Origin of the sequence: Rhizobium sp. BK619 (assembly GCF_014195245.1) — a bacterium.
GTDB classification, from domain to species: Bacteria; Pseudomonadota; Alphaproteobacteria; order Rhizobiales; family Rhizobiaceae; genus Rhizobium; species Rhizobium acidisoli.
On the sequence record NZ_JACIBH010000011.1, the window covers coordinates 53,784 to 73,855 of the forward strand.

At 62.9% G+C, this 20,072-nt stretch carries 14 protein-coding genes; 10 read left to right on the forward strand and 4 right to left on the reverse strand.

Features of this window, described 5'->3' with window-relative positions; genetic code table 11:
* Nucleotides 1-5: 5 nt before the first annotated feature.
* Nucleotides 6-320 (reverse strand): hypothetical protein, encoded by a 315-nt coding sequence (locus FHX14_RS21090; protein WP_003590499.1) that lies wholly within the window; start codon nucleotides 318-320, stop codon nucleotides 6-8.
* 23 nt (nucleotides 321-343) lie between these two features.
* Nucleotides 344-1,252 (reverse strand): LysR family transcriptional regulator, encoded by a 909-nt coding sequence (locus tag FHX14_RS21095; RefSeq protein ID WP_184378522.1) that lies wholly within the window; start codon nucleotides 1,250-1,252, stop codon nucleotides 344-346.
* 106 nt (nucleotides 1,253-1,358) lie between these two features.
* On the opposite strand from FHX14_RS21095, the gene FHX14_RS21100 reads away from it, so the two are divergent.
* A complete protein-coding gene (locus FHX14_RS21100; protein WP_184378524.1) occupies nucleotides 1,359-2,102 on the forward strand; it encodes an SDR family oxidoreductase in 744 nt (247 codons plus the stop codon).
* A gap of 250 nt (nucleotides 2,103-2,352) precedes the next feature.
* On the opposite strand, the gene FHX14_RS21105 is transcribed toward FHX14_RS21100, so the two are convergent.
* Nucleotides 2,353-3,264, reverse strand: a complete 912-nt coding sequence (locus tag FHX14_RS21105) for a LysR family transcriptional regulator (protein WP_003590502.1) — start codon at nucleotides 3,262-3,264, stop codon at nucleotides 2,353-2,355.
* A 164-nt stretch (nucleotides 3,265-3,428) separates the two neighbouring features.
* Here FHX14_RS21105 and FHX14_RS21110 point away from each other — a divergent pair, with 164 nt between their 5' ends.
* The 7 genes from FHX14_RS21110 to FHX14_RS21140 all read left to right on the forward strand — a co-directional run bounded on the left by FHX14_RS21110 (nucleotide 3,429) and on the right by FHX14_RS21140 (nucleotide 14,705).
* On the forward strand, nucleotides 3,429-4,244 hold the full coding sequence (locus tag FHX14_RS21110; RefSeq protein ID WP_003590503.1) for an alpha/beta hydrolase fold domain-containing protein: 816 nt from the start codon (nucleotides 3,429-3,431) through the stop codon (nucleotides 4,242-4,244).
* A 46-nt stretch (nucleotides 4,245-4,290) separates the two neighbouring features.
* On the forward strand, nucleotides 4,291-5,481 hold the full coding sequence (locus tag FHX14_RS21115) for an efflux RND transporter periplasmic adaptor subunit (RefSeq protein WP_184378527.1): 1,191 nt from the start codon (nucleotides 4,291-4,293) through the stop codon (nucleotides 5,479-5,481).
* A gap of 115 nt (nucleotides 5,482-5,596) precedes the next feature.
* Nucleotides 5,597-8,797, forward strand: a complete 3,201-nt coding sequence (locus tag FHX14_RS21120; protein WP_184378529.1) for an efflux RND transporter permease subunit — start codon at nucleotides 5,597-5,599, stop codon at nucleotides 8,795-8,797.
* A 143-nt stretch (nucleotides 8,798-8,940) separates the two neighbouring features.
* Nucleotides 8,941-9,852, forward strand: a complete 912-nt coding sequence (locus FHX14_RS21125) for an NAD(P)-dependent oxidoreductase (RefSeq protein ID WP_184378531.1) — start codon at nucleotides 8,941-8,943, stop codon at nucleotides 9,850-9,852.
* A complete protein-coding gene (locus tag FHX14_RS21130; RefSeq protein WP_184378533.1) occupies nucleotides 9,849-11,633 on the forward strand; it encodes an IlvD/Edd family dehydratase in 1,785 nt (594 codons plus the stop codon). Before FHX14_RS21125 ends, FHX14_RS21130 begins: the two co-directional genes overlap by 4 nt.
* Nucleotides 11,634-11,764: 131 nt before the next feature.
* Nucleotides 11,765-13,591 carry a GGDEF domain-containing phosphodiesterase gene (locus tag FHX14_RS21135; protein ID WP_184378535.1) on the forward strand — a complete coding sequence of 609 codons (1,827 nt, stop codon included), beginning with the start codon at nucleotides 11,765-11,767 and terminating at the stop codon, nucleotides 13,589-13,591.
* Between the two features lie 265 nt (nucleotides 13,592-13,856).
* Nucleotides 13,857-14,705, forward strand: a complete 849-nt coding sequence (locus tag FHX14_RS21140; protein ID WP_184378537.1) for a GNAT family N-acetyltransferase — start codon at nucleotides 13,857-13,859, stop codon at nucleotides 14,703-14,705.
* 352 nt (nucleotides 14,706-15,057) lie between these two features.
* Here the strand turns inward: FHX14_RS21140 and FHX14_RS21145 are convergent, their stop codons facing one another.
* The gene (locus FHX14_RS21145; protein ID WP_179611855.1) at nucleotides 15,058-15,975 is read right to left on the reverse strand and encodes a DMT family transporter; all 918 of its coding nucleotides are present in this window, start codon (nucleotides 15,973-15,975) and stop codon (nucleotides 15,058-15,060) included.
* A 191-nt stretch (nucleotides 15,976-16,166) separates the two neighbouring features.
* Here FHX14_RS21145 and FHX14_RS21150 point away from each other — a divergent pair, with 191 nt between their 5' ends.
* Both FHX14_RS21150 and FHX14_RS21155 read left to right on the forward strand, forming a co-directional pair.
* Nucleotides 16,167-17,465: an adenylosuccinate synthase gene (locus tag FHX14_RS21150; RefSeq protein ID WP_003590514.1), complete on the forward strand. Its 1,299-nt coding sequence runs from the start codon at nucleotides 16,167-16,169 to the stop codon at nucleotides 17,463-17,465.
* A gap of 60 nt (nucleotides 17,466-17,525) precedes the next feature.
* Complete coding sequence (locus tag FHX14_RS21155; RefSeq protein ID WP_184378539.1) at nucleotides 17,526-20,042, forward strand: hypothetical protein; 2,517 nt, start codon at nucleotides 17,526-17,528, stop codon at nucleotides 20,040-20,042.
* Nucleotides 20,043-20,072 lie beyond the last annotated feature (30 nt).

Below are 20,072 nucleotides of genomic sequence, written 5' to 3' on the forward strand. Positions count from 1 at the left end.
ATGAATTAACGGCCGGCATTCGGATCCCGCATCGGGATCGAGGAGACGGTGACCGAGACCGGGTCGCTTGCCGGGAAGGAATCTTCCAGGCCTTCCTCCAGCTCTTCCTCGAGCAAATCGGGGTCCTTGCCGCGCGCGCCGTCGCCATGGGTCGGTTCGAGCGCTGCTGCAAGCAGGGTTTTGGCCCGCAAGACCGCGTTTTCCGCGGTCAGTTCAGGCGTGCTTCGCAGCGTCACGGCAATGCGGTCTTCGCCTTCTCCGCCGAACTCGACGACGAAGCCGTCTTCCGTCTGGTAGACGGTGGTATCGTTGAGTGCCATCGTCGTTCCCCCAAGCGCTCATATTAGCAAAGCGCGTTTTCCGACTTTTGTCGAGCGAAGACCGTCACCAGCCAGTCGATGAAGACGCGCACCCGCGGCGAAAGCTGGCGATTGCGAGGGTAGAGCACGGAGACCGGTGTCGGGGTCGGCGGAAAATCCTTGAGCACATGGATCAGCGTTCCCTCGGCAAGATCTTTTTCGGCGTGATAGCGCGGGATCTGGATGATGCCGAGGCCCATCCTCGCTGCTGAAATATAGCTTTCGGCGGCGTTGACGGCGACGGTGGCGGGAATGCTGATCTCACGAACCACGCCGTCGACGGTGAATTCGAGCGGCAACTGGCTTCCGGTGCCGCTGGAGCGGAAGCCGATCATGCGGTGGCCGGCAAGCCGGTCCGGATGCTGCGGCAGCCCATGGGCGGCGACATAGTCAGGCGAGGCGAGCGTGATCTCATCCAGCATGGCAACGCGTCTGGTGATCATGTCGCTATCCCCGGTCGTGCCGGCGCGCAGCACGCAGTCGATGCCTTCGCGCACCAGATCGACAAGCCGGTCGCCTTCGCTCATGTAGAACTCGATCTCGGGATAGGTCTGGAGAAAAGACGGCAGGCTCGGCAGCAGGAAATGGCGGGCGAGCGTGCCATGCACATCGACGCGCAGCAGACCCTTCGGCCTGGCGCCGGCAAAGGCACCTTCGGCATCCTCGATATCGGCAAGGATCGACAGGCAGCGCTGGTAATAGGCTTCGCCGTCGAGCGTCGGGCTGACATGGCGTGTCGTGCGCTGGAGCAGGCGCACACCGAGGCGAGCCTCGAGCTGCTTCACCGCATCGGTGACGGTCGAGCGCGGCAGGCCGGTGTCTTCGGCGGCAAGCGTGAAACTGCGGCGTTCCACGACGCGGCAAAACACCCGCATGGCATCGAATCTGTCCATCTCTTTGTTCGCTATCTCCGGATAGTGATGGCGAATAATGCCTGATTATCCGCGAAGGGAAAAGGCATAGCTTCTCCTCATCGAAACGCGATGAAGGAAAAGGACAATGGCTTCCAACGAAAACGGCAAGGTCGCACTGATCACCGGCGCTTCCCGCGGCATCGGCGCGGCCGTCGCTCAACGCCTCGCCAGGGACGGTTTTACCGTCGTCATCAATTATTCCGGCAACGCCGCCCCGGCCGAGGAACTCGCCCGGGAGATCGAGCAGGCCGGTGGCAAGGCGCTGACCGAGAAAGCCGATGTCAGCGATGCGCAAGCCGTCCGCCGCATGTTCGATGCCGCGGAAATCGCCTTTGGTGGCATCGACGTGCTGGTCAACAATGCCGGCATCATGATGCTCTCGTTGCTCGCCGAGGCCGATGATGCCAATTTCGACCGGCAGATCGCCGTCAACCTCAAGGGCACCTTCAATATACTCCGCGAAGCGGCCAAGCGCTTACGCGACGGCGGCCGGATCATCAACTTCTCCACCTCGGTCGTCGGGTTGAAGCTCGAAACCTACGGCGTCTATGCCGCGACCAAGGCTGCCGTCGAAACCTTGACGGCGATCATGGCCAAGGAGATGCGCGGCCGCAACATCACCGTCAACGCCATCGCGCCCGGTCCCGTCGCCACCGATCTTTTCCTCAATGGCAAGTCGGAGGAACTGGTCGCCCGCATGGCGAAGATGAACCCGCTGGAGCGTCTCGGCACACCTGAGGATATCGCCGCCGCCGTGGCCTTCCTCGCCGGTCCGGACGGCGGCTGGATCAGTGGTCAGACGCTGCGCGCCAATGGCGGGATGATCTGAAGGAGGCGCCGTAATCGCAATTATGTGAACGGCGCTTGCGGCGTTTCCCCTTACAATCGTGCGGGGAGTGCGTATATCTAATTTATCGCGAGAGAGTGGAATTCCCTGCCGCTCTTTCCGAACCTCCAGAGCCTGCCGCGCCCTTCCTGCGGTTGACAGGCTTGATGTTCAAAGTTGCACATTGCGGCCCGTTGAAGGTTTCCTCCTTCCGGGCCGTATTCTTTTGGCCGGGCCGTATTTCTTGTGCCGCTCAGAAGTCGTTCAGTCTCGCCTCCACCAGAAGCTTCACCAGCCAGTCGACAAAGACGCGGACCTTGTTGCTGAGGTGGCGGTTCGGGGGGTAGACGACATAGAGCGGCAGCGGATCGCGGCGCCAGTCCGGGAGCACGCGGACGAGCTCACCCTTTGTCATCGGCTCACGCGCCATGAAGATCGGCACCTGCGCGATGCCGAGACCCGTCAGTGCCGCTGTCAGATAGGTACGGCTATCGTTGACCGAGGCGATGTAGCGCGGACTGGTCTCGATCACCTCGTTGTGCCGGCGAAATTCAAAAGGCAGTGTTCGGTTGTTCTGCGCGCGGAAATAGTTGACCGAGTAGTGATCGGCCTCCAGATCCTCCGGCCGCTCGGGCATGCCGAACTTCTGGATGTAGTTCGGCGAAGCACAGGTGATCATCTCGACTTCGGAGACACGTCGGGCGATCAGCGACTGGTCGGCCGGCGTGCCGGCCCGCAGCGCGCAGTCGACATTTTCCGCAAGATAATCGACCGTGCGGTCGCCGACGCCGAGGTCGATGCGGATATCGGGGTAACGCTGATAAAAATCGCAGAGTGCGGGAACGACGATCCAATCGGCGAAAGCACCGGCCATTTCGACGCGCAGCCGCCCGCTCGGCAGGCTCTGCGAATTGGAGAGGCTGCCGTCGAGTTCCTCCAATTCAGAAATGATCTGGGCGGCGCGTTCGTAATAAAGCGCGCCGTCCGTGGTCACCATCACCCGGCGCGTCGTGCGATTCAAAAGCTTGGTGCGCAAATGCGCCTCCAGGCCCTGGATGAGATTGGTGACCGTCGCCTTGGGCATGGCGAGCATGTCGGCGGCGCGGGTGAAATTGCCCGTCTCCACCACGCGGATGAAGACGCGCATTGCCGAGAGCTGATCCATCGGTTTGAAATCCGCAGTTTGCGTTGCACCATTGTTCGAGATCTGGAACAGTGTAATCGCGATATCGCTTCTTATTCCCTGAATGGAATAACAATATCTTTTTTGTACAAAATGCAAGCGGCAGGTGTTGTCTGCTTGTGGCCGATGCAAAAGAGACCGGAAGCATGACGGTGGCATGGAAAGATATGATGCTGGATAAGGTGGCCATCGGCCCCGTTTCCGCACGCATCTACCAGGGCGCCGATTACGGCAAGGGTCCGCCCATCGTGCTTTACCTGCATGGCGGCGCTTTTCTCGACAGCGAGACGAATGTCGACCGGCCGGTGGCAATCAGCCTCGCCAAGGCCGGCGCCATCGTCGCTGCCGTCGATTACAGCAGTCTGTCCGGCAATCTGTTCCCGAAGGCGCTGGAAGTCTCCTTCTCCGTTCTCAGCTATCTCGCCAACAAGCGCGCCGCCGGTCTCGGCGACCGTAAGTCACTGCTCTTCGTCGCCGGCGAAGAGGCGGGCGGCAATGTCGCCGCCGGCGTGGCGCTGAAGGCCCGCGACCAGATGCCGGATGCGCTCGACGGCCAGGTGCTGATTTCGCCGCTGCTCGATCCCTTCATGGGCACATCCTCGATCCGCAAGGCCGAGGCGATCGGCATGCGTCAGCGCTGGACTGAAGGCTGGAGCCATTATTTGAGCGGTGGCGGCTGCCACCCTTATGCGGCGCCTTGCCTCTGTTCGCGTCTTTCCGGCGTCGCGCCGGCACTGCTCTTTACCGCGGAGGACGATCCTCTGCACGACGAAACACTTGGTTACGGTGCCCGCCTGAAAACGGCCGGCGTCGGTGTGCGCCAGCATGTCCTTCCCGCCGGGACGGGCTGGCCCTCGCTTTATGGTGGGAAATCCGAAGGAGTGCCCGACTGGCAGGAACACGTCAGCCGTCATTTCGGAAGCTTCCTTCAGGACGTGAGCGTCCAACCGCAATTGCATTGAAGATGATCTGATATTTCAGCGGCTTTGGGCCGCAAGGAGAGTACTGATGACGTCCAGAAGTAAGCGCTGGGCCCTGTTGGGCGCCGGCATGGGCCTTGTTGCGTCCGTTTCAGGCGCCGCATTGTTTTTCGAATTGCCGATGAGCACAACCGCCACGGCTGCTTCCGCTCCGGCGCAGCCGCCTGCCGTGCCGGTGACGGTTGCCGTCGTCGCGGCGCGCGACGTGACGGCCTGGGAGAGTTTCTCCGGCCGTCTCGAAGCGGTCGACCGTGTCCAGGTTCGTTCCCGCGTCGCCGGCGCCATCCTGTCGGTGGCCTTCCGCGAAGGGGCGCTGGTCAAGCAGGGCGACCTGCTCTTCACCATCGACCCGGCTCCCTATCAGGCAAACGTGGCGCAGGCTGAGGGCCAGGTCGCTTCGGCCGAAGCCAAAGTCAGCCTGGCGCAGACCGAGCTCGATCGCGGCCGCAGGCTTTCCGATAACCGCACCATCTCCCAGAGCGATCTCGATCAGCGCCACAGCACGCTGGCCGAGGCGCAGGCGGGGCTGCGTTCGGCGCAGGCCGCATTGCAGTCGGCCCAGCTCGATCTCGACTATACCGAGGTGCGGGCGCCGGTTTCCGGCCGCATCGGCAAGATCGAGGTGACCGCAGGTAACCTGGTTGCGGCCGGCTCGGCCTCGCCAGCGCTGACGACGCTCGTGTCGGTCGATCCGATCTATGCGAGCTTCAACGCCAGCGAAGAAATGGTGACACGCGCCCTTGCCGAGCTTCCGCAGACCGACAGCGCCCTGCCGCCGGTCGAGCAGATCCCGGTCGAGGTCGGCACGCTTGCCGACAGCGGCACGCCGATCAAAGGCAAGCTGCAGCTGATCGACAATGAGGTCGATGCAGCAAGCGGCACGATCGGCGTGCGCGCCGTCTTCGACAATCCGGGCGGTCGCCTTATCCCCGCCCAGTTTGTGCGGGTGCGCATGGGCCAGCCGAAGGCCGAGAACAAGATCGTCATCAGCGACCGCGCCGTCGGCACCGACCAGGACAAGAAGTTCGTCTTCGTCGTCGATGCCGAAAACAAGGTTGCCTACCGGCAGGTCCAGCTCGGTACGCTGTCCGACGGCCAGCGGGTGGTCGAAAGCGGCCTGAACGCCGGCGAAAAGATCGTCGTCAACGGCCTGCAGCGCATTCGTCCGGGCGCGGTCGTCATACCGCAGATGGAAGAGAAGGTCGCGACCGCTCAGTAAGTCTTCGCTCTCCCCCGGGGGGGAGGGCCAATACCCGAAATGATATGACCCGCCGGCGGCTCCAACCGCCGGAGAGGGACGTTGCATCCATGTTCACCCCGGAGAGGGCTTTGATATGAACATCTCCAGATTCTTTGTCGACCGGCCGGTCTTTGCCGGCGTTCTTTCGGTCCTCATCGTGGTTGCCGGCCTGATCGGCCTCAGGGCGCTGCCGATTTCCGAATATCCGGAGGTCGTGCCGCCGTCGATCGTCGTGCGCGCCACCTATCCCGGTGCCAACCCGTCGGTCATCGCCGAAACGGTGGCCACACCGCTCGAAGAGCAGATCAACGGCGTCGAGGGCATGCTCTACATGTCCAGCCAGGCGACGTCGGACGGCGTGCTCAACGTGACCGTTACCTTCAAGCTCGGCACCGACCCCGACAAGGCGCAGCAGCTGGTGCAGAACCGCGTTTCGCAGGCCGAACCAAGGCTGCCGGCGGAAGTCCGCTCGCTCGGGATCACGACGGTCAAGAGTTCGCCCAACTTCATCATGGTCGTCAACCTCGTCTCCGACGGCGACAATCACGACATTACCTATCTCCGCAACTATGCGACGCTGAATATCAAGGATCGGCTTGCCCGCATCGCCGGCGTCGGTCAGGTGCAGGTCTTTGGCGCCGGCGACTATTCGATGCGTGTCTGGATCGACCCCCAGAAGGCCGCCGAGCATGATCTCGCCGCCAGCGACATCAGCAACGCCATCAGCTCCCAGAACGTCCAGGCCGCTGCCGGCATCATCGGCGCATCGCCGAGCCAGCCGGGTGTAGATCTGCAGCTCAACGTCAACGCCCAGGGCCGCCTGCGCACGCCTGAGGAGTTCGGCAACATCATCGTCAAGACGGGCGCCAGTGGCGAGATCACCCGCCTTCGCGACGTTGCCCGCATCGAGCTCGGCGCCGCAGACTATACGCTGCGCTCGCTGCTCGACGGCAAGCCGGCCGTCGCAGTCGCCGTGCTTCAGGCGCCCGGTTCGAATGCGATCGAAATCGCCGACAATGTGCACGCCACCATGGATCAGCTGCAGCTCGCCATGCCCGAGGGCGTCAAATACGAGATCGTCTACGATACGACGAAATTCGTGCGCGCCTCGATCGAGAAGGTCATCGACACGCTGCTCGAAGCCATCGCGCTTGTTGTTCTCGTCGTCATCCTGTTCCTGCAGACGTGGCGCGCCTCGATCATTCCGCTGATCGCAGTTCCGGTATCGATCATCGGCACCTTCGCGGTGATGTATGTCTTCGGCTTTTCGATCAACGCGCTCAGCCTGTTCGGGCTGGTGCTGGCGATCGGTATCGTCGTCGACGACGCAATCGTGGTGGTCGAAAACGTCGAGCGCAATATCGAACAGGGGCTGTCGCCGCGGGCCGCCACCTACAAGGCGATGAAGGAAGTCTCCGGTCCGATCATCGCGATCGCGTTGGTTCTCGTCGCGGTCTTCGTGCCGCTGGCCTTCATCTCCGGCCTGTCCGGTCAGTTCTATCGCCAGTTCGCACTGACGATCGCCATCTCGACCGTCATCTCGGCCTTCAACTCGCTCACCCTGTCTCCGGCGCTGGCAGCCCTTCTGCTGAAGGGCCATCATCAGCCGAAAGACTGGCTGACGCGGTTCATGGACGCCATCTTCGGCTGGTTCTTCCGCGGCTTCAACCGGGTCTTCGGCGCCGGTTCGAATGCCTACGGCAAGGGCGTCGGCGGATTGCTGTCGCGCAAGAGCATCGTCATGGTGATCTATCTGGCGTTGGTCGGTGCCACCTATAGCCTGTTCAGCACGGTCCCCGGCGGCTTCGTGCCGTCTCAGGACAAGCAGTATCTGATCGGCTTCGCCCAGCTGCCGGATGCCGCAAGCCTCGACCGCACGGAAGATGTGATCAAGCGGATGACCGACATTGCGCTCGCCCAGCCGGGCGTCGCCAATGCGATCGCCTTCCCTGGCCTGTCGATCAACGGCTTCACCAACTCGTCCAATGCCGGCATCGTCTTCGTGACGCTGAAGGACTTCGAGGAGCGCAAGACGCCGGATCTTTCGGGCGGGGCCATCGCCATGGCGCTGAACCAGAAGTTCGGCGCCATCCAGGATGCCTTCATCGCCATGTTCCCGCCGCCGCCGGTCAACGGTCTCGGCACGACGGGTGGTTTCAAGCTGCAGATCGAGGATCGCGCCGGCCTGGGCAATCAGGCGCTGGACGATGCGACCAAGGCGGTGCTTGCCAAGGCCTATCAGACGCCTGAGCTTGCCGGGCTGTTCTCCAGCTTCCAGATCAACGTGCCGCAGCTCTATGCCGATCTCGACCGCGCCAAGGCCGAGCAGCTCGGAGTCTCCGTCACCGACGTCTTCCAGACGCTGCAGATCTATCTCGGTTCGCTCTATGTGAATGACTTCAACGCCTTCGGCCGCACCTACAGCGTCCGGGTGCAGGCCGATGCGAAATTCCGCGCCCAGCCGGAAGATATCGGCCAGCTGAAAGTCCGTTCGGCATCGGGTCAGATGATCCCGCTTTCGGCCCTGCTGAAAGTGGAGCCGAGCACCGGTCCGGAGCGTGCGAACCGCTACAACGGCTTCCTCGCTGCCGATATCAATGGCGGTCCGGCACCGGGTTTCTCGTCCGGCCAGGCACAGGCGGCTATCGAAAAGATCCTCCACGAGACCCTGCCGGCAGGCATCGACTTCGAATGGACGGATCTGACCTATCAGCAGATCCTTGCCGGTAATTCGAGCATCGTCGTCTTCCCGCTGGCACTGTTGCTCGTCTTCCTGGTGCTGGCCGCCCAGTATGAAAGCCTGACGCTGCCGCTTGCGATCATCATGATCGTGCCGATGGGTGTGCTGGCCGCGCTGACAGGCGTCTGGCTCACCGGTGGAGATAACAATATCTTCACCCAGATCAGTCTTGTGGTGCTTGTCGGACTATCGGCGAAGAACGCGATCCTGATCGTGGAATTCGCCCGCGAACTGGAGTTCGAGGGCAGGACGCCGCGGGAGGCCGCGATCGAGGCCAGCCGCCTTCGTCTTCGCCCGATCCTGATGACCTCCCTTGCCTTCATCATGGGTGTCGTACCGCTCGTCGTCTCCACAGGCGCCGGCGCGGAGATGCGCGCGGCCATGGGTGTCGCGGTGTTCTCGGGCATGATCGGCGTGACCTTCTTCGGTATCTTCATGACGCCTGTCTTCTACGTGCTGCTGCGGCGGCTGACGGGCAACCGTCCGCTCGTCCAGCACAAGCCGGACGAACACAAGGAGGAAGAGGCGGAGGTCATCCGGCTCGCGGCGGAATAACGGAATTCAACCTTCCTTTGTCGAGTAAATCGGGCGGGAACTTCGGTTCTCGCCCGTACCGTTTTCGGGCCGATGCGTCATCAAAACGGTTGCAACGATGGGTGAGGGGGTTATCAAAGACGAACAACAGTTGGGAGGACTGAATGACAGGTTCGAGCAGAGGTCATGACGGCAGGCGGATCGCCTTTCTCGGCACCGGGCTGATGGGGGCACCGATGGCGCGCCGGCTGCTTGGCGCGGGTTTTGCCGTTACCGTCTGGAATCGCGACCGCAGCAAAGCCGAGGCGCTGGTGCAGGACGGTGCGATCTGTGCGGAGACACCCGCGGATGCCGTTTCGGGCGCTGACGTCGTCATCACCATGCTGACCAATGCCGAGGCGGTGAAGGACGTGCTGTTCGACCGCGGAGCGGCCGATGCGATGACATCAGCGGCCACCGCTGTCGATATGAGTTCGATCGCCCCGCATTTTGCCCGCGACCATGCCGCCAGGCTTGCCGAACGCGGCATCGCTCATGTCGATGCGCCGGTTTCCGGCGGCGTCGTCGGGGCTGATGCCGGTACGCTCGCCATCATGGCGGGCGGCGAAGAGGATGTGATCGACGCACTGGCAGATGTCTTTGCGCCGATGGGGCGCGTGACCCGCGTCGGCCCAAGCGGGGCGGGCCAGCTGGCCAAGCTTGCCAACCAGCAGATCGTCGCGGTGACGATCGGCGCCGTCGCCGAAGCGATGATGCTGATTTCAGCCGGCGGCGGCTCGCCGGCAGCCTTCCGCGACGCCATTCGCGGCGGCTTTGCCGAGAGCCGTATCCTTGACCTCCACGGCAAACGCATGGTCGAGCGGCAGTTTACCCCAGGCGGTTCGTCCAGCAACCAGCTGAAGGATCTGAACGCCGCCATGGAAACCGCCAACGCCCTGTCGCTGACGCTGCCCCTGACTGCGACGGTACACGCCGAATTCACCGAATTCGTTGCAAACGGCAATGGTGAAAAGGATCATAGCGGCCTGCTCCTGCATCTCGAAGAGAAGAATGCTCTGCCCGGAGGCAAGAAGTGACCGACAGCCATCCTCCGAAGCGGCGCCTGCGGTCGCAGGATTGGTTCGACAATCCCGACCATATCGACATGGCAGCGCTCTATCTCGAGCGTTTCATGAATTACGGCATCACGCCGGAAGAGATGCGCTCCGGCAAGCCGATCATCGGGATTGCCCAGAGCGGCAGCGATCTTACGCCTTGCAACAGGGTGCATGTCGAGCTTGCCAAGCGCGTGCGCGACGGCATTCGCGATGCCGGCGGTATTCCGATCGAATTTCCGACACATCCGATCTTCGAGAACTGCAAGCGCCCGACGGCGGCACTCGACCGCAATCTTGCCTATCTCGGCCTCGTTGAAATCCTCTATGGCTATCCGCTCGACGGTGTCGTGCTGACGACCGGCTGCGACAAGACCACGCCGTCGGCGATCATGGCGGCGTCGACGGTCGATATTCCGGCGATCGTGCTCTCCGGCGGCCCGATGCTCGACGGCTGGCACGAGGGAGAGCTGGCGGGTTCCGGCACGGTGATCTGGCGGATGCGGCGGAAATATGCCGCAGGCGAGATCGACCGGGAGGAATTCCTGCAGGCAGCGCTCGACTCAGCGCCCTCCGTCGGCCACTGCAATACGATGGGCACGGCCTCGACGATGAACGCCCTTGCCGAGGCGCTCGGTCTGTCGCTGACTGGATGCGGCGCCATTCCGGCCGCTTACCGCGAACGCGGGCAGATGGCCTACCGCACCGGGCGGCGTGCCGTCGAGATCGTCTTCGAGGATCTGAAGCCGTCGGATATCCTGACGCGCGCGGCCTTCCTCAATGCCATCCGCACCAATTCGGCGATCGGCGGCTCGACCAATGCGCAACCGCATCTGGCGGCGATGGCCAAGCATGCCGGCGTCGAGCTTCATCCCGACGACTGGCAGGTGCATGGCTTCGACATCCCGCTGCTCGCCAATGTCCAGCCGGCCGGGACCTATCTCGGCGAGCGTTTCCACCGCGCCGGCGGTACGCCGGCGATCATGTGGGAACTGCTGCAGGCCGGAAAGCTCGACGGCGGCTGTCATACGGTGACGGGCAGGACGATGGCCGAGAACCTGCAGGGTAAGGAAGCCAGCGACCGCGAGGTTATCCGTCCGTTCGGTGAGCCGCTGAAGGAGCGGGCAGGCTTCCTCGTTCTCAAGGGCAATCTCTTCGATTTCGCCATCATGAAGATGAGCGTGGTCTCGGAAGATTTTCGCCGGCGTTACCTTCAGGAGCCCGGGCGGGAGGGCGTCTTCGAAGGCAAGGCGGTCGTCTTCGACGGGTCGGAAGATTATCACAAGCGCATCAACGATCCCGACCTCGGCATCGACGAGAATACCATTCTGGTCATCCGCGGCGCCGGGCCGCTTGGCTGGCCGGGTTCGGCAGAGGTCGTCAACATGCAGCCGCCCGACCATCTTCTGAAGCGCGGCATCAGCAGCCTGCCGACGATCGGTGACGGCCGCCAGTCGGGCACGGCCGACAGCCCGTCGATCCTCAACGCCTCGCCGGAGAGTGCGGCCGGCGGCGGCCTCGCCTGGCTTCGCAGCGGCGATATCATCCGCATCGACTTCAACCATGGGCGTTGCGACATGCTGGTCGACGAGACCGAGATCGAACGGCGCAAGGGTGACGGTATTCCGCCGGTGCCGCCGGATGCGACGCCGTGGCAGCAGATCTACCGCCGCTCGGTCACGCAACTGTCGGACGGCGCGGTTCTGGAAGGGGCGGCGGAATTCCGCCGGATTGCCAAAAACCCGCCACGGCACAACCACTGATCTCAACTGTGTTGCGGACTGCAAGTCCTTTGATCCAAAAGGGGAAAGTCGTAACGGACAGTTCACCTAGTGACTAGTTCGATCATCGGAACAAGGCTTCATTAATGCCGGCCTGAGACCATATTGCAATTATGGAAGCTTCTAAGGCTGAGACCGCGTTGCCAGAAAATAGACCCACACGATCCGAACAAGAGTTTCAGGATCTTCTGCGCCGGCTCGAACTCGCTCTCGATGCATCCCGGATCGGTGTCTGGGAGCACAGCATCGCAACGAGCGGGATTTTGTGGGATGCGCAAATGCACCGTCTCTACGAGACCGGCGAGACATGCCGGGAAGTGCCGGCATGGTTATGGTCGAATTCGATCCATCCCGACGACCGCGAGCAAGCCGAATACGACTTCGACCAGGCGATCGCCACGCGGGGCGCCTATAATTCGCAATTTCGGATCGTGCTGCCGAGCGGCGAAATCCGCCATCTGCGGTCACGCGCACATTTCTACGTGGATGCCGAGGGGCTGCCCTCCTTCATCGGCGCCGAATGGGATGTCACCGCCGACGTCCTGCTCAACGCTGAACTCGCCGGCCAGAAGATGGTGGCCGAGGCGAGGGCGCTGGCGCTCGAGGAAAGCAATGCGCGCATCGAGCATGTCGCCGATCACGACTATCTCACCGGCCTGCCGAACCGGCGTCTTCTTGACAAGCGGCTCGCCGAGCTGCCGGCCGACAGGAGCATCACCACGCTTGGCGTCCTGCATCTCGATCTCGATCAGTTCAAGCAGATCAATGACAGTCACGGTCATGCCGCAGGCGACGCGGTTCTGAGGGCCGCAGCCCTTCGCATCACCGCCGCCATTCCCGCAAATGGCATGGTCGCCCGCGTCGGCGGCGACGAATTCGTCATCGTGCTGGTCAATTTCAGCGATCTGGCGGAATTGAAACTGATCACCGACGACCTTCAGCGCCGGCTGCGGAAGAAGATCCGCTTCGGCCAGGAGATGCTGCAATCCGGCGCCTCGATCGGTGTTTCCTGGAGCGGCGATCGGCGGGCGCGCAACCTGCTTGCCGAATCCGATCTGGCGCTCTACCAGGCCAAGAAACTCGGGCGCAACCGCGTCGAATTCTTCACGCGGCAACTGCAGGAGGATCTGCGCGCCAAACGTCGCCTTGCCGAAGAGCTGAAGCTCGGGTTGGAGCGTGGCGAGATCGTTCCCTATTATCAGGTGCAGCTCGATGCCCGGACACGGGAAGTCATCGGCTTCGAGGCTCTGGCCCGCTGGAAACATCCGGAGAAGGGCGTGCTCGCTCCGGGGATCTTCCTGAAGATTGCCGACGAGCATGGGCTTGCGGCGGAGATCGATGCGGCGATCCTCAAAAACGTTCTTGAAGACCGGCTGTTCTGGCTGTTGCAGGGATTTGCGGTTCCGCGCATTGCGGTCAATATCTCGGCGTTGCGGCTTGCCGATCCGACATTGCTCGGCAAGCTGAGGAAACTCGACATTCCGCCCGGCGTGATCGTCTTCGAACTGGTCGAGACGATTTTTCTCGACGACAGCGACGAAAAACTGCTCGACCATATCGGCGATATCAAACAAATGGGCATCGACATCGAGATCGATGATTTCGGATCCGGCCATGCCTCGCTCATCGGTCTCGTCAAGCTGCGGCCGAAGCGGCTGAAGATCGACCGGCAACTCATCGCCGAAGTCGTCAGTTCCGCCGAGCAGCGGCGCGTGGTGGGTTCGATCGTGGAAATCGCCAAGGCGCTCGACGTCGAGGTGATCGCCGAGGGCATCGAGACCGAGGCACATGCCGTCGTGCTGGCGCAACTCGGCTGCGATGGTCTGCAGGGTTACGCGTTTGGTTATCCCGCACCGGCGGCCGAGACGGCTCGTCTTTTCTCACCTATGGCGAGCGGAATCGAAAAGCAGAAGACGGCGATCGGCGGAACGGCCCGGTGATCCGTCGGTGGGGACCGCCGGCAGGCTTTCGCGGTCGTGGAGAGATAATTGGCGCAAGTAATTTTCTTGAGGTTGCATCGGCATTGTTTCATGCTAATGCGGAAACCAAGCTTTCTGCATTGCATCGAAAAATGATTATACGCGTGGTCAAGATCATGAGCGCGGCTTTCCATCATTCGCAGTTGCAATCGGGGAACTGGGGACCTGGCAATTGCTTTGCGGTTGCCGGGATGGACTTGCGGGACATTCAATCTGGGAAAGTCGCATGAATTCGGAATTTGCCGTTCGTTCAATGCGGCCCGGCGAACTGGAACTCGTGCTCGAATGGGCGCGTCAGGAGGGCTGGAACCCGGGCCTCGACGATTCGCTTGCATTCCTCGAGGCTGATCCCTCGGGATTTTTCGTCGGCGCCATCGGTGAAGTTCCCGTCGGCTCGATCTCCGTCGTCAAATACGGCGAGAGTTTCGCCTTCCTGGGCCTCTACATCGTCCATCCCGATTTCCGGGGCAAGGGTTACGGCAAGGCGATCTGGGAGACGGGCATTGCCAGCGCGGGGGACCGCACGATCGGCCTCGACGGCGTCGCCGCACAGCAGGACAACTACCGCAAGGCTGGCTTCGAACCCGCCTATTCCACCATTCGCTACGGCGGCGTCGCCACCAGTTTGCCGGTCTCGGCGCTTGCCGCGCACCCGGTCATGGATTCGCGTCTCGAAGGCCTGCAGCGTTTTGATTCGGCGATCTTTCCGCAGCCGCGGGATGCCTTCCTTGCCGCCTGGTGCACCGGTCGCAAGGGCCGTCGTTCGGCTGTGGTGCGCAAGAGCGGCAAGCTCCGCGGTTACGGCACGATCCGCCGCTGCTACGAGGGTTACAAGATTGGGCCGCTCTTTGCCAACGATGCCGACAGCGCCGCAGCACTGCTTGCCGAATTGATCCCCGAAGCGAAAGGGGCTGCTATTTTCATCGATATCCCCACGGAGAACCACGAGGCGGTGGCACTTGCCGAGGGCCTCGGCCTTCGACCGGTGTTCGAAACGACGCGCATGTATCGCGGATCGGCGCCGGTCACTCCGCTGAAGCACGTCTTCGGCGTGACGACGCTGGAGCTTGGCTAGGGCCTTTCCTGGTTAGATTGAAGCATTCTGCCGGAGCAGGTTTTCGTCAGGGCAGAGGCGATTGGCGACGGGCATACCCCTTGGTACGTCCGAGCCGATCGCCTCTGATCCTGGCGGAAAGATGCCCGGCCCACCGGCCGCACCGCTTCGCCACGGCGAAGCGATAAGTGCGTCCGGCGATTCCTAAGTCTTGCAGATTTGCCAGGCAAATCTGCGGGAGGGTTGGCTGAAATGGGCCGGCTGATCGACCGGCCGGCTTAGCCGTAGAGCCGGGCTTACGACGCGCGCCGGCCGGTCGACCATCCGACTCCGTTTGAGCCAACAGAATGCTTCAATCTAACCAGGAAAGGCTCTAATCCACAGGGGAGGCGGGAACGGTCGGAGCCGAAGCTTTCGGCCGGCCTTTTTCGGCGATCGCGATGCCGCCCAAGGTCAGTGCCAGCGCGATCATGTGAAAGGACTGCAGCCTCTCGCCGATCAGGGCGACGGAGAGCAAAGTTCCGAACACCGGCACGAGATTGATGAACAGGCCGGCCCGATTGGCGCCGATCGCCTCGACACCCTTGATATAGAGGATCTGCGCCAGCAGCGACGGAAAGGTCGCCGTGTAGAAAGTAATGATCCAGCCGGCCTGATCCGGCCATAACGCGGCACCCCGGCCGGCTTCCCAAAGGAGCAGCGGCACAGAGGTCAGCATGGCGCCGAGCGCGGGGAACGCCATCAGCGTGCGCCAGTCGACCGGCGGCTTCCAGCGCAGGAAGATGGTGTAGACCGAATAGGCGGCAATGGCGATCAGCATCAGCCCGTCGCCGCGGTTGAGGCTTAGTTGCAGCAATGTTGCCAGGTCGCCGTGAGCGGCGGTCAATGCGACGCCGATCAGCGTCAAGCCGAAACCGAGACATTGCGCCAGCGAGATGCCGGTGCGGAAGAACATGAAATTCAACAGGAAGATCAGCATCGGGATGCCGGCCTGCTCGATGGCGACATTGATCGCCGTCGTATATTGCACGGCCGAATAAAGCATGGCGTTGAAAAGCGTGTAGCCGATGACGCCGTAGAAAAACAACAGCGGCAGGTTCTTCCTCACCACCGGCCAGTCCCTCTTGAGCTGCGGCACCGAGATCAGGGCGATCAGCGCCACGGCGATGAACCAGCGCAGGAAGGTCAGCATCATCGGGCTGATATGCCCGACTGCGAGCTTGCCGGCGACGGAGTTGCCGCCCCAGCAGAGGGTGGCGATAACGAGGCAGAAGTAGGCCGTGGCTTGCAAGAGCGTTCTTCCCGTCTTTCCGCGATCGCCAAGCGGCGTTTTGTGACGGGCAATAACCTGCCGGCTGCTGATTTGTCACGTAAAAAGCCCAATCACCTGTGACAACAGGGTCGCTTTCCCAAAAACAAAGCTTTATAGATGCGCGGGTTTGAGCAGGTGCGCGGTTTTCCGCCGGTAACAGGAAGAGTTGGATGACGAACGTAGTCGTGGTCGGTTCGCAATGGGGTGACGAAGGCAAGGGCAAGATTGTCGACTGGCTTTCGGAGCGCGCGGATATCGTTGTGCGCTATCAGGGCGGACATAATGCCGGCCATACGCTCGTCATCGACGGCACCAGCTACAAGCTGTCGCTGCTGCCGTCCGGCGTCGTGCGTCCGGGCAAAATGGCGGTGATCGGCAACGGCGTCGTCGTCGATCCGCATGCGCTGATCGCCGAGATCGGTCGGCTGGAAGCCCAGGGCGTGACGGTGACGCCGGACAATCTGCGTATCGCCGACAATGCGACGCTCATTCTGTCGCTGCACCGCGAGCTCGACGCGATGCGCGAAGATGCGGCGTCGAACAGCGGCACCAAGATCGGCACCACACGCCGCGGCATCGGCCCGGCCTATGAAGACAAGGTCGGCCGCCGCGCCATCCGGGTGATGGATCTTGCCGATCTCGACAGCCTTGCCGGCAAGGTCGACCGTATTCTGACGCATCACAATGCGCTTCGCCGCGGCCTCGGTGTCGCCGAAGTCAGCCACCAGACGATCATGGACGAACTGACCTCGATCGCCGATCGGGTGCTGCCGTTCCGTGACACCGTCTGGCTTTTCCTCGACAAGGAGCGCCGCAAGGGCTCCCGCATCCTCTTCGAAGGCGCGCAGGGCAGCCTGCTCGACATCGACCACGGTACCTATCCTTTCGTGACCTCGTCGAACACCGTGGCCGGCCAGGCCGCGGCCGGTTCCGGCATGGGGCCGGGCTCGCTCGGCTATATCCTCGGCATCACCAAGGCCTATACGACGCGTGTCGGCGAAGGCCCGTTCCCGACGGAGCTGAAGGATGCGATCGGTGAGTTCCTTGGCGAAAAAGGCCATGAGTTCGGCGTGGTGACCGGGCGCAAGCGGCGTTGCGGCTGGTTCGATGCCGCCCTCGTGCGCCAGTCGATCGCCACCAACGGCATCACGGGCATCGCGCTCACCAAGCTCGACGTGCTCGACGGCCTTGAGGAGTTGAAGATCTGCGTCGGTTACATGCTCGACGGCGAACAGATTGATCATCTTCCCGCAAGCCAGGGAGCGCAAGCTAGGGTCGAACCGGTCTATATCACGTTGGAAGGGTGGAAGGAATCGACCGTCGGCGCCCGCAGTTGGGCGGACCTGCCGGCACAGGCGATCAAATATGTTCGCCAGGTCGAAGAGCTGATCGGCGCGCCTGTCGCGCTGCTTTCCACCAGCCCGGAGCGGGATGACACGATACTTGTGACCGATCCGTTTGAGGATTAAGCTCACGGGTCACTGTGGAGGATGGTTCGGTAGGGTGCCGGACTTCTTGAGAAAGTACTGATGGCGGATTTTATTGCAGTTATTCGGCGGGCCGTCGACGGCCTGGCTGAAAATACCCCAGAGATGCGGGTGAAGGTCTACGAACGTGCCCGCGGCGCAGTGCAGCGGCAGCTCGAGAACATGAAGCCGCGTCCGCCGGAAGCCATGCTGCAACGCCAGCTCGAAAAGCTCGAGGCCGCCATCCGCGAAGTGGAAGGCGAACACGCCGAGGCGCTGCCGCTCGATGAGCCGGTTGCCGCCGCCGTTGCGCCGGAATTCGCCGAAGAACAAGCGGTTCACGACGAAGGCGAACCAGCGCCTACACCGGAGACGATCGTCGAAGAGCCGGTCTACGAAGCCTCTGCGGAACCGCAGGCGGTTGAGGCCGACGGTGAGCCGGATTACGTAGAAGCTGCCGCGCCGCAAGAGCCCCAGGAAGAGCTCGCGGACGAGGAACCTCTCTCCGAGGAAGCACCCAGCCTCCCCACGTCCATTGCGGCCGAGGCTGCTGCTCCCGCGCAGGCAGAGACACCGGCTCCTGCCGAAACATACTGGCATCCGTCGCATGAAGAGGAAGGGCCGGCCGAGGAATGGCATTCCGGCGAGCGACGCGACGTCGCTGCCGAGGCTTGGCCTGCAGATGATGAGCGCTGGGAGACGCCGGCCGGGCATCGCAATGAAGAAGCCGACGAATATCATGCTGACGAGCAGCATCCCGCAGAAGAGACCGCGCCCGAGCCGGCGGCGGTGGAAAGCACGGAGCCGGAGGCCGTGGAGGCTTACGAACCCGTCGCGCCGCTCGAGCCGATCACACGTGGCATAGAGCATGCATCCAACCGGCTGGTGGAGCCGGTCGCCGATTTCGCTCGTCCGCAGGAATTCGTCGAGCACAGCCGTGAGGAGCCGCTGCAAGCTGACGCGGCTGCCCATTTCGATCCCGTCTGGACCGAGCCTGCCGCTGAGACGCCGGCTCCGGCGCCGAAGGATGCGGAGACCGAATGGGCGGAAGAGGAGCTGCGGCAGTATTCGCAGACGGCGCCGGTCACCCCGGATACCTCGGCGCGCGCCTTCGAGGAGGTGATATCGAGCCTCGAAAAAGTCGCACCTGCGGCCGTCATGCCGGCGGCCAAGGAAAGTTTCTCGTGGGAGACCGCAGTCTTCGACGATCTGCCGCCGATCGAGGCAGAGAGCAACAAGAAGGCGGCGCCGGTCGCCTCGCATTTCGACGATGTCGATATCTTCGCGGAAGTGCACAACGGCAAGCCGGCGGCCGCCGGCGGCGCGGCGAGCGAGGACTGGCGCGAGGCGAAGGCGCTGCGCGGCTACGACCGCCGCGGCTCGGTCGCGGCCGACGACGATGACACCAATCCGGCGATGGATATCGACCAGATGGTCGCTTCCAAGCTGCAGGGCAAGAGTTTCCGGATGGAGCCGAAGCGTCGCCGCTTCGGCATCGGCACCGTGATCACCCTCCTCTTCGCACTTCTTGTGATCGGTGGCGGCGCCTATGCCGGCTGGATGAACAGAGAGGCGCTGGTGGCGATGGTCGACGGGCTCGTCAGTTCGGCACCGTCGCAGGCGACCCGGAACGAGGCGGCCACGCCGCCTGCCGGCTCCGCAACGCCTGCCGAGCCGAACGCGGCGACGCCGGCCCAGCCGACCACACCGGGAGCGCAGAATACGCCGGCGGCGCCGGCTCAGCCGAACCAGAATCCGCAGGTGGCGTCAATGAACAATGACGGCGCCGCGGCCAATTCGAAATTCACCCAGCGGCTGCTGACCGATGGGACCGAGGTCGACAGCGGACCGGCAACGGTGCCGGGAACGCCGACCGCGGAAGGAAAATCGGTCGCCGAGCAGAATGTCGCGGCAGCGGACACGCCGCCGGCGGCGACCGCGCAGGGCGATGTCGCACCGGCCGAAACGCCGACGCCGAACGGCCCGGCAGCATCGCCGCAGCAAACCGCCCTCGTCGGCTCGTCGCAAAAGATGTTCCTCTATGAGGAGCGCATCGGCCAAAGCTCTCCGACGGCGATCGAAGGATCTGTGGTCTGGAGCGTGCAGCACGAGGCCGGCCAGGACGGCCGGCAGGAGGCGACGGTGCAGGGCAACGTCACCGTGCCGGAGCGCAATCTCTCGGCTCTCGTCACCTTCAAACGCAATTCCGATCCGTCGCTGCCGGCAAGCCATCTCGTCGAGATCGTCTTCTCGCTGCCGCCGAATTTCGAAGGCGGCAGCATTGACAGCGTCCAGCGCATCTCGATGAAGCGCACCGAGCAGGACCGCGGCGACGCCCTGATCGCAGTTCCGGCCAAGATCACCGACGATTTCCACATGATCGCGCTCAACGACTATCCCGATGCGCGCAAGGCCAATCTCGACCTGATGTCGACCCGCAGCTGGATCGATATCCCCGTCACCTACCGCAACGGCCGCCGCGCGCTGCTGACGATGGAAAAGGGCAATACGGGAACGGATGCCTTCAATACCGCCATCAAGGAATGGACCGCGCTCGGGGACGTGTCGACGAGCCAGTGACGACTGGCCGTAATTCCAGCACTCTCGACC

Coding starts and splice junctions, on each gene's coding strand:
- FHX14_RS21110 (WP_003590503.1), top strand. CDS start 3,429: ATGACGGTGGCATGGAAAGATATGATGCTGGATAAGGTGGCCATCGGC.
- FHX14_RS21095 (WP_184378522.1), bottom strand. CDS start 1,252: ATGGACAGATTCGATGCCATGCGGGTGTTTTGCCGCGTCGTGGAACGC.
- FHX14_RS21115 (WP_184378527.1), top strand. CDS start 4,291: ATGACGTCCAGAAGTAAGCGCTGGGCCCTGTTGGGCGCCGGCATGGGC.
- FHX14_RS21120 (WP_184378529.1), top strand. CDS start 5,597: ATGAACATCTCCAGATTCTTTGTCGACCGGCCGGTCTTTGCCGGCGTT.
- FHX14_RS21105 (WP_003590502.1), bottom strand. CDS start 3,264: ATGGATCAGCTCTCGGCAATGCGCGTCTTCATCCGCGTGGTGGAGACG.
- FHX14_RS21125 (WP_184378531.1), top strand. CDS start 8,941: ATGACAGGTTCGAGCAGAGGTCATGACGGCAGGCGGATCGCCTTTCTC.
- FHX14_RS21135 (WP_184378535.1), top strand. CDS start 11,765: ATGGAAGCTTCTAAGGCTGAGACCGCGTTGCCAGAAAATAGACCCACA.
- FHX14_RS21140 (WP_184378537.1), top strand. CDS start 13,857: ATGAATTCGGAATTTGCCGTTCGTTCAATGCGGCCCGGCGAACTGGAA.
- FHX14_RS21090 (WP_003590499.1), bottom strand. CDS start 320: ATGGCACTCAACGATACCACCGTCTACCAGACGGAAGACGGCTTCGTC.
- FHX14_RS21150 (WP_003590514.1), top strand. CDS start 16,167: ATGACGAACGTAGTCGTGGTCGGTTCGCAATGGGGTGACGAAGGCAAG.
- FHX14_RS21155 (WP_184378539.1), top strand. CDS start 17,526: ATGGCGGATTTTATTGCAGTTATTCGGCGGGCCGTCGACGGCCTGGCT.
- FHX14_RS21100 (WP_184378524.1), top strand. CDS start 1,359: ATGGCTTCCAACGAAAACGGCAAGGTCGCACTGATCACCGGCGCTTCC.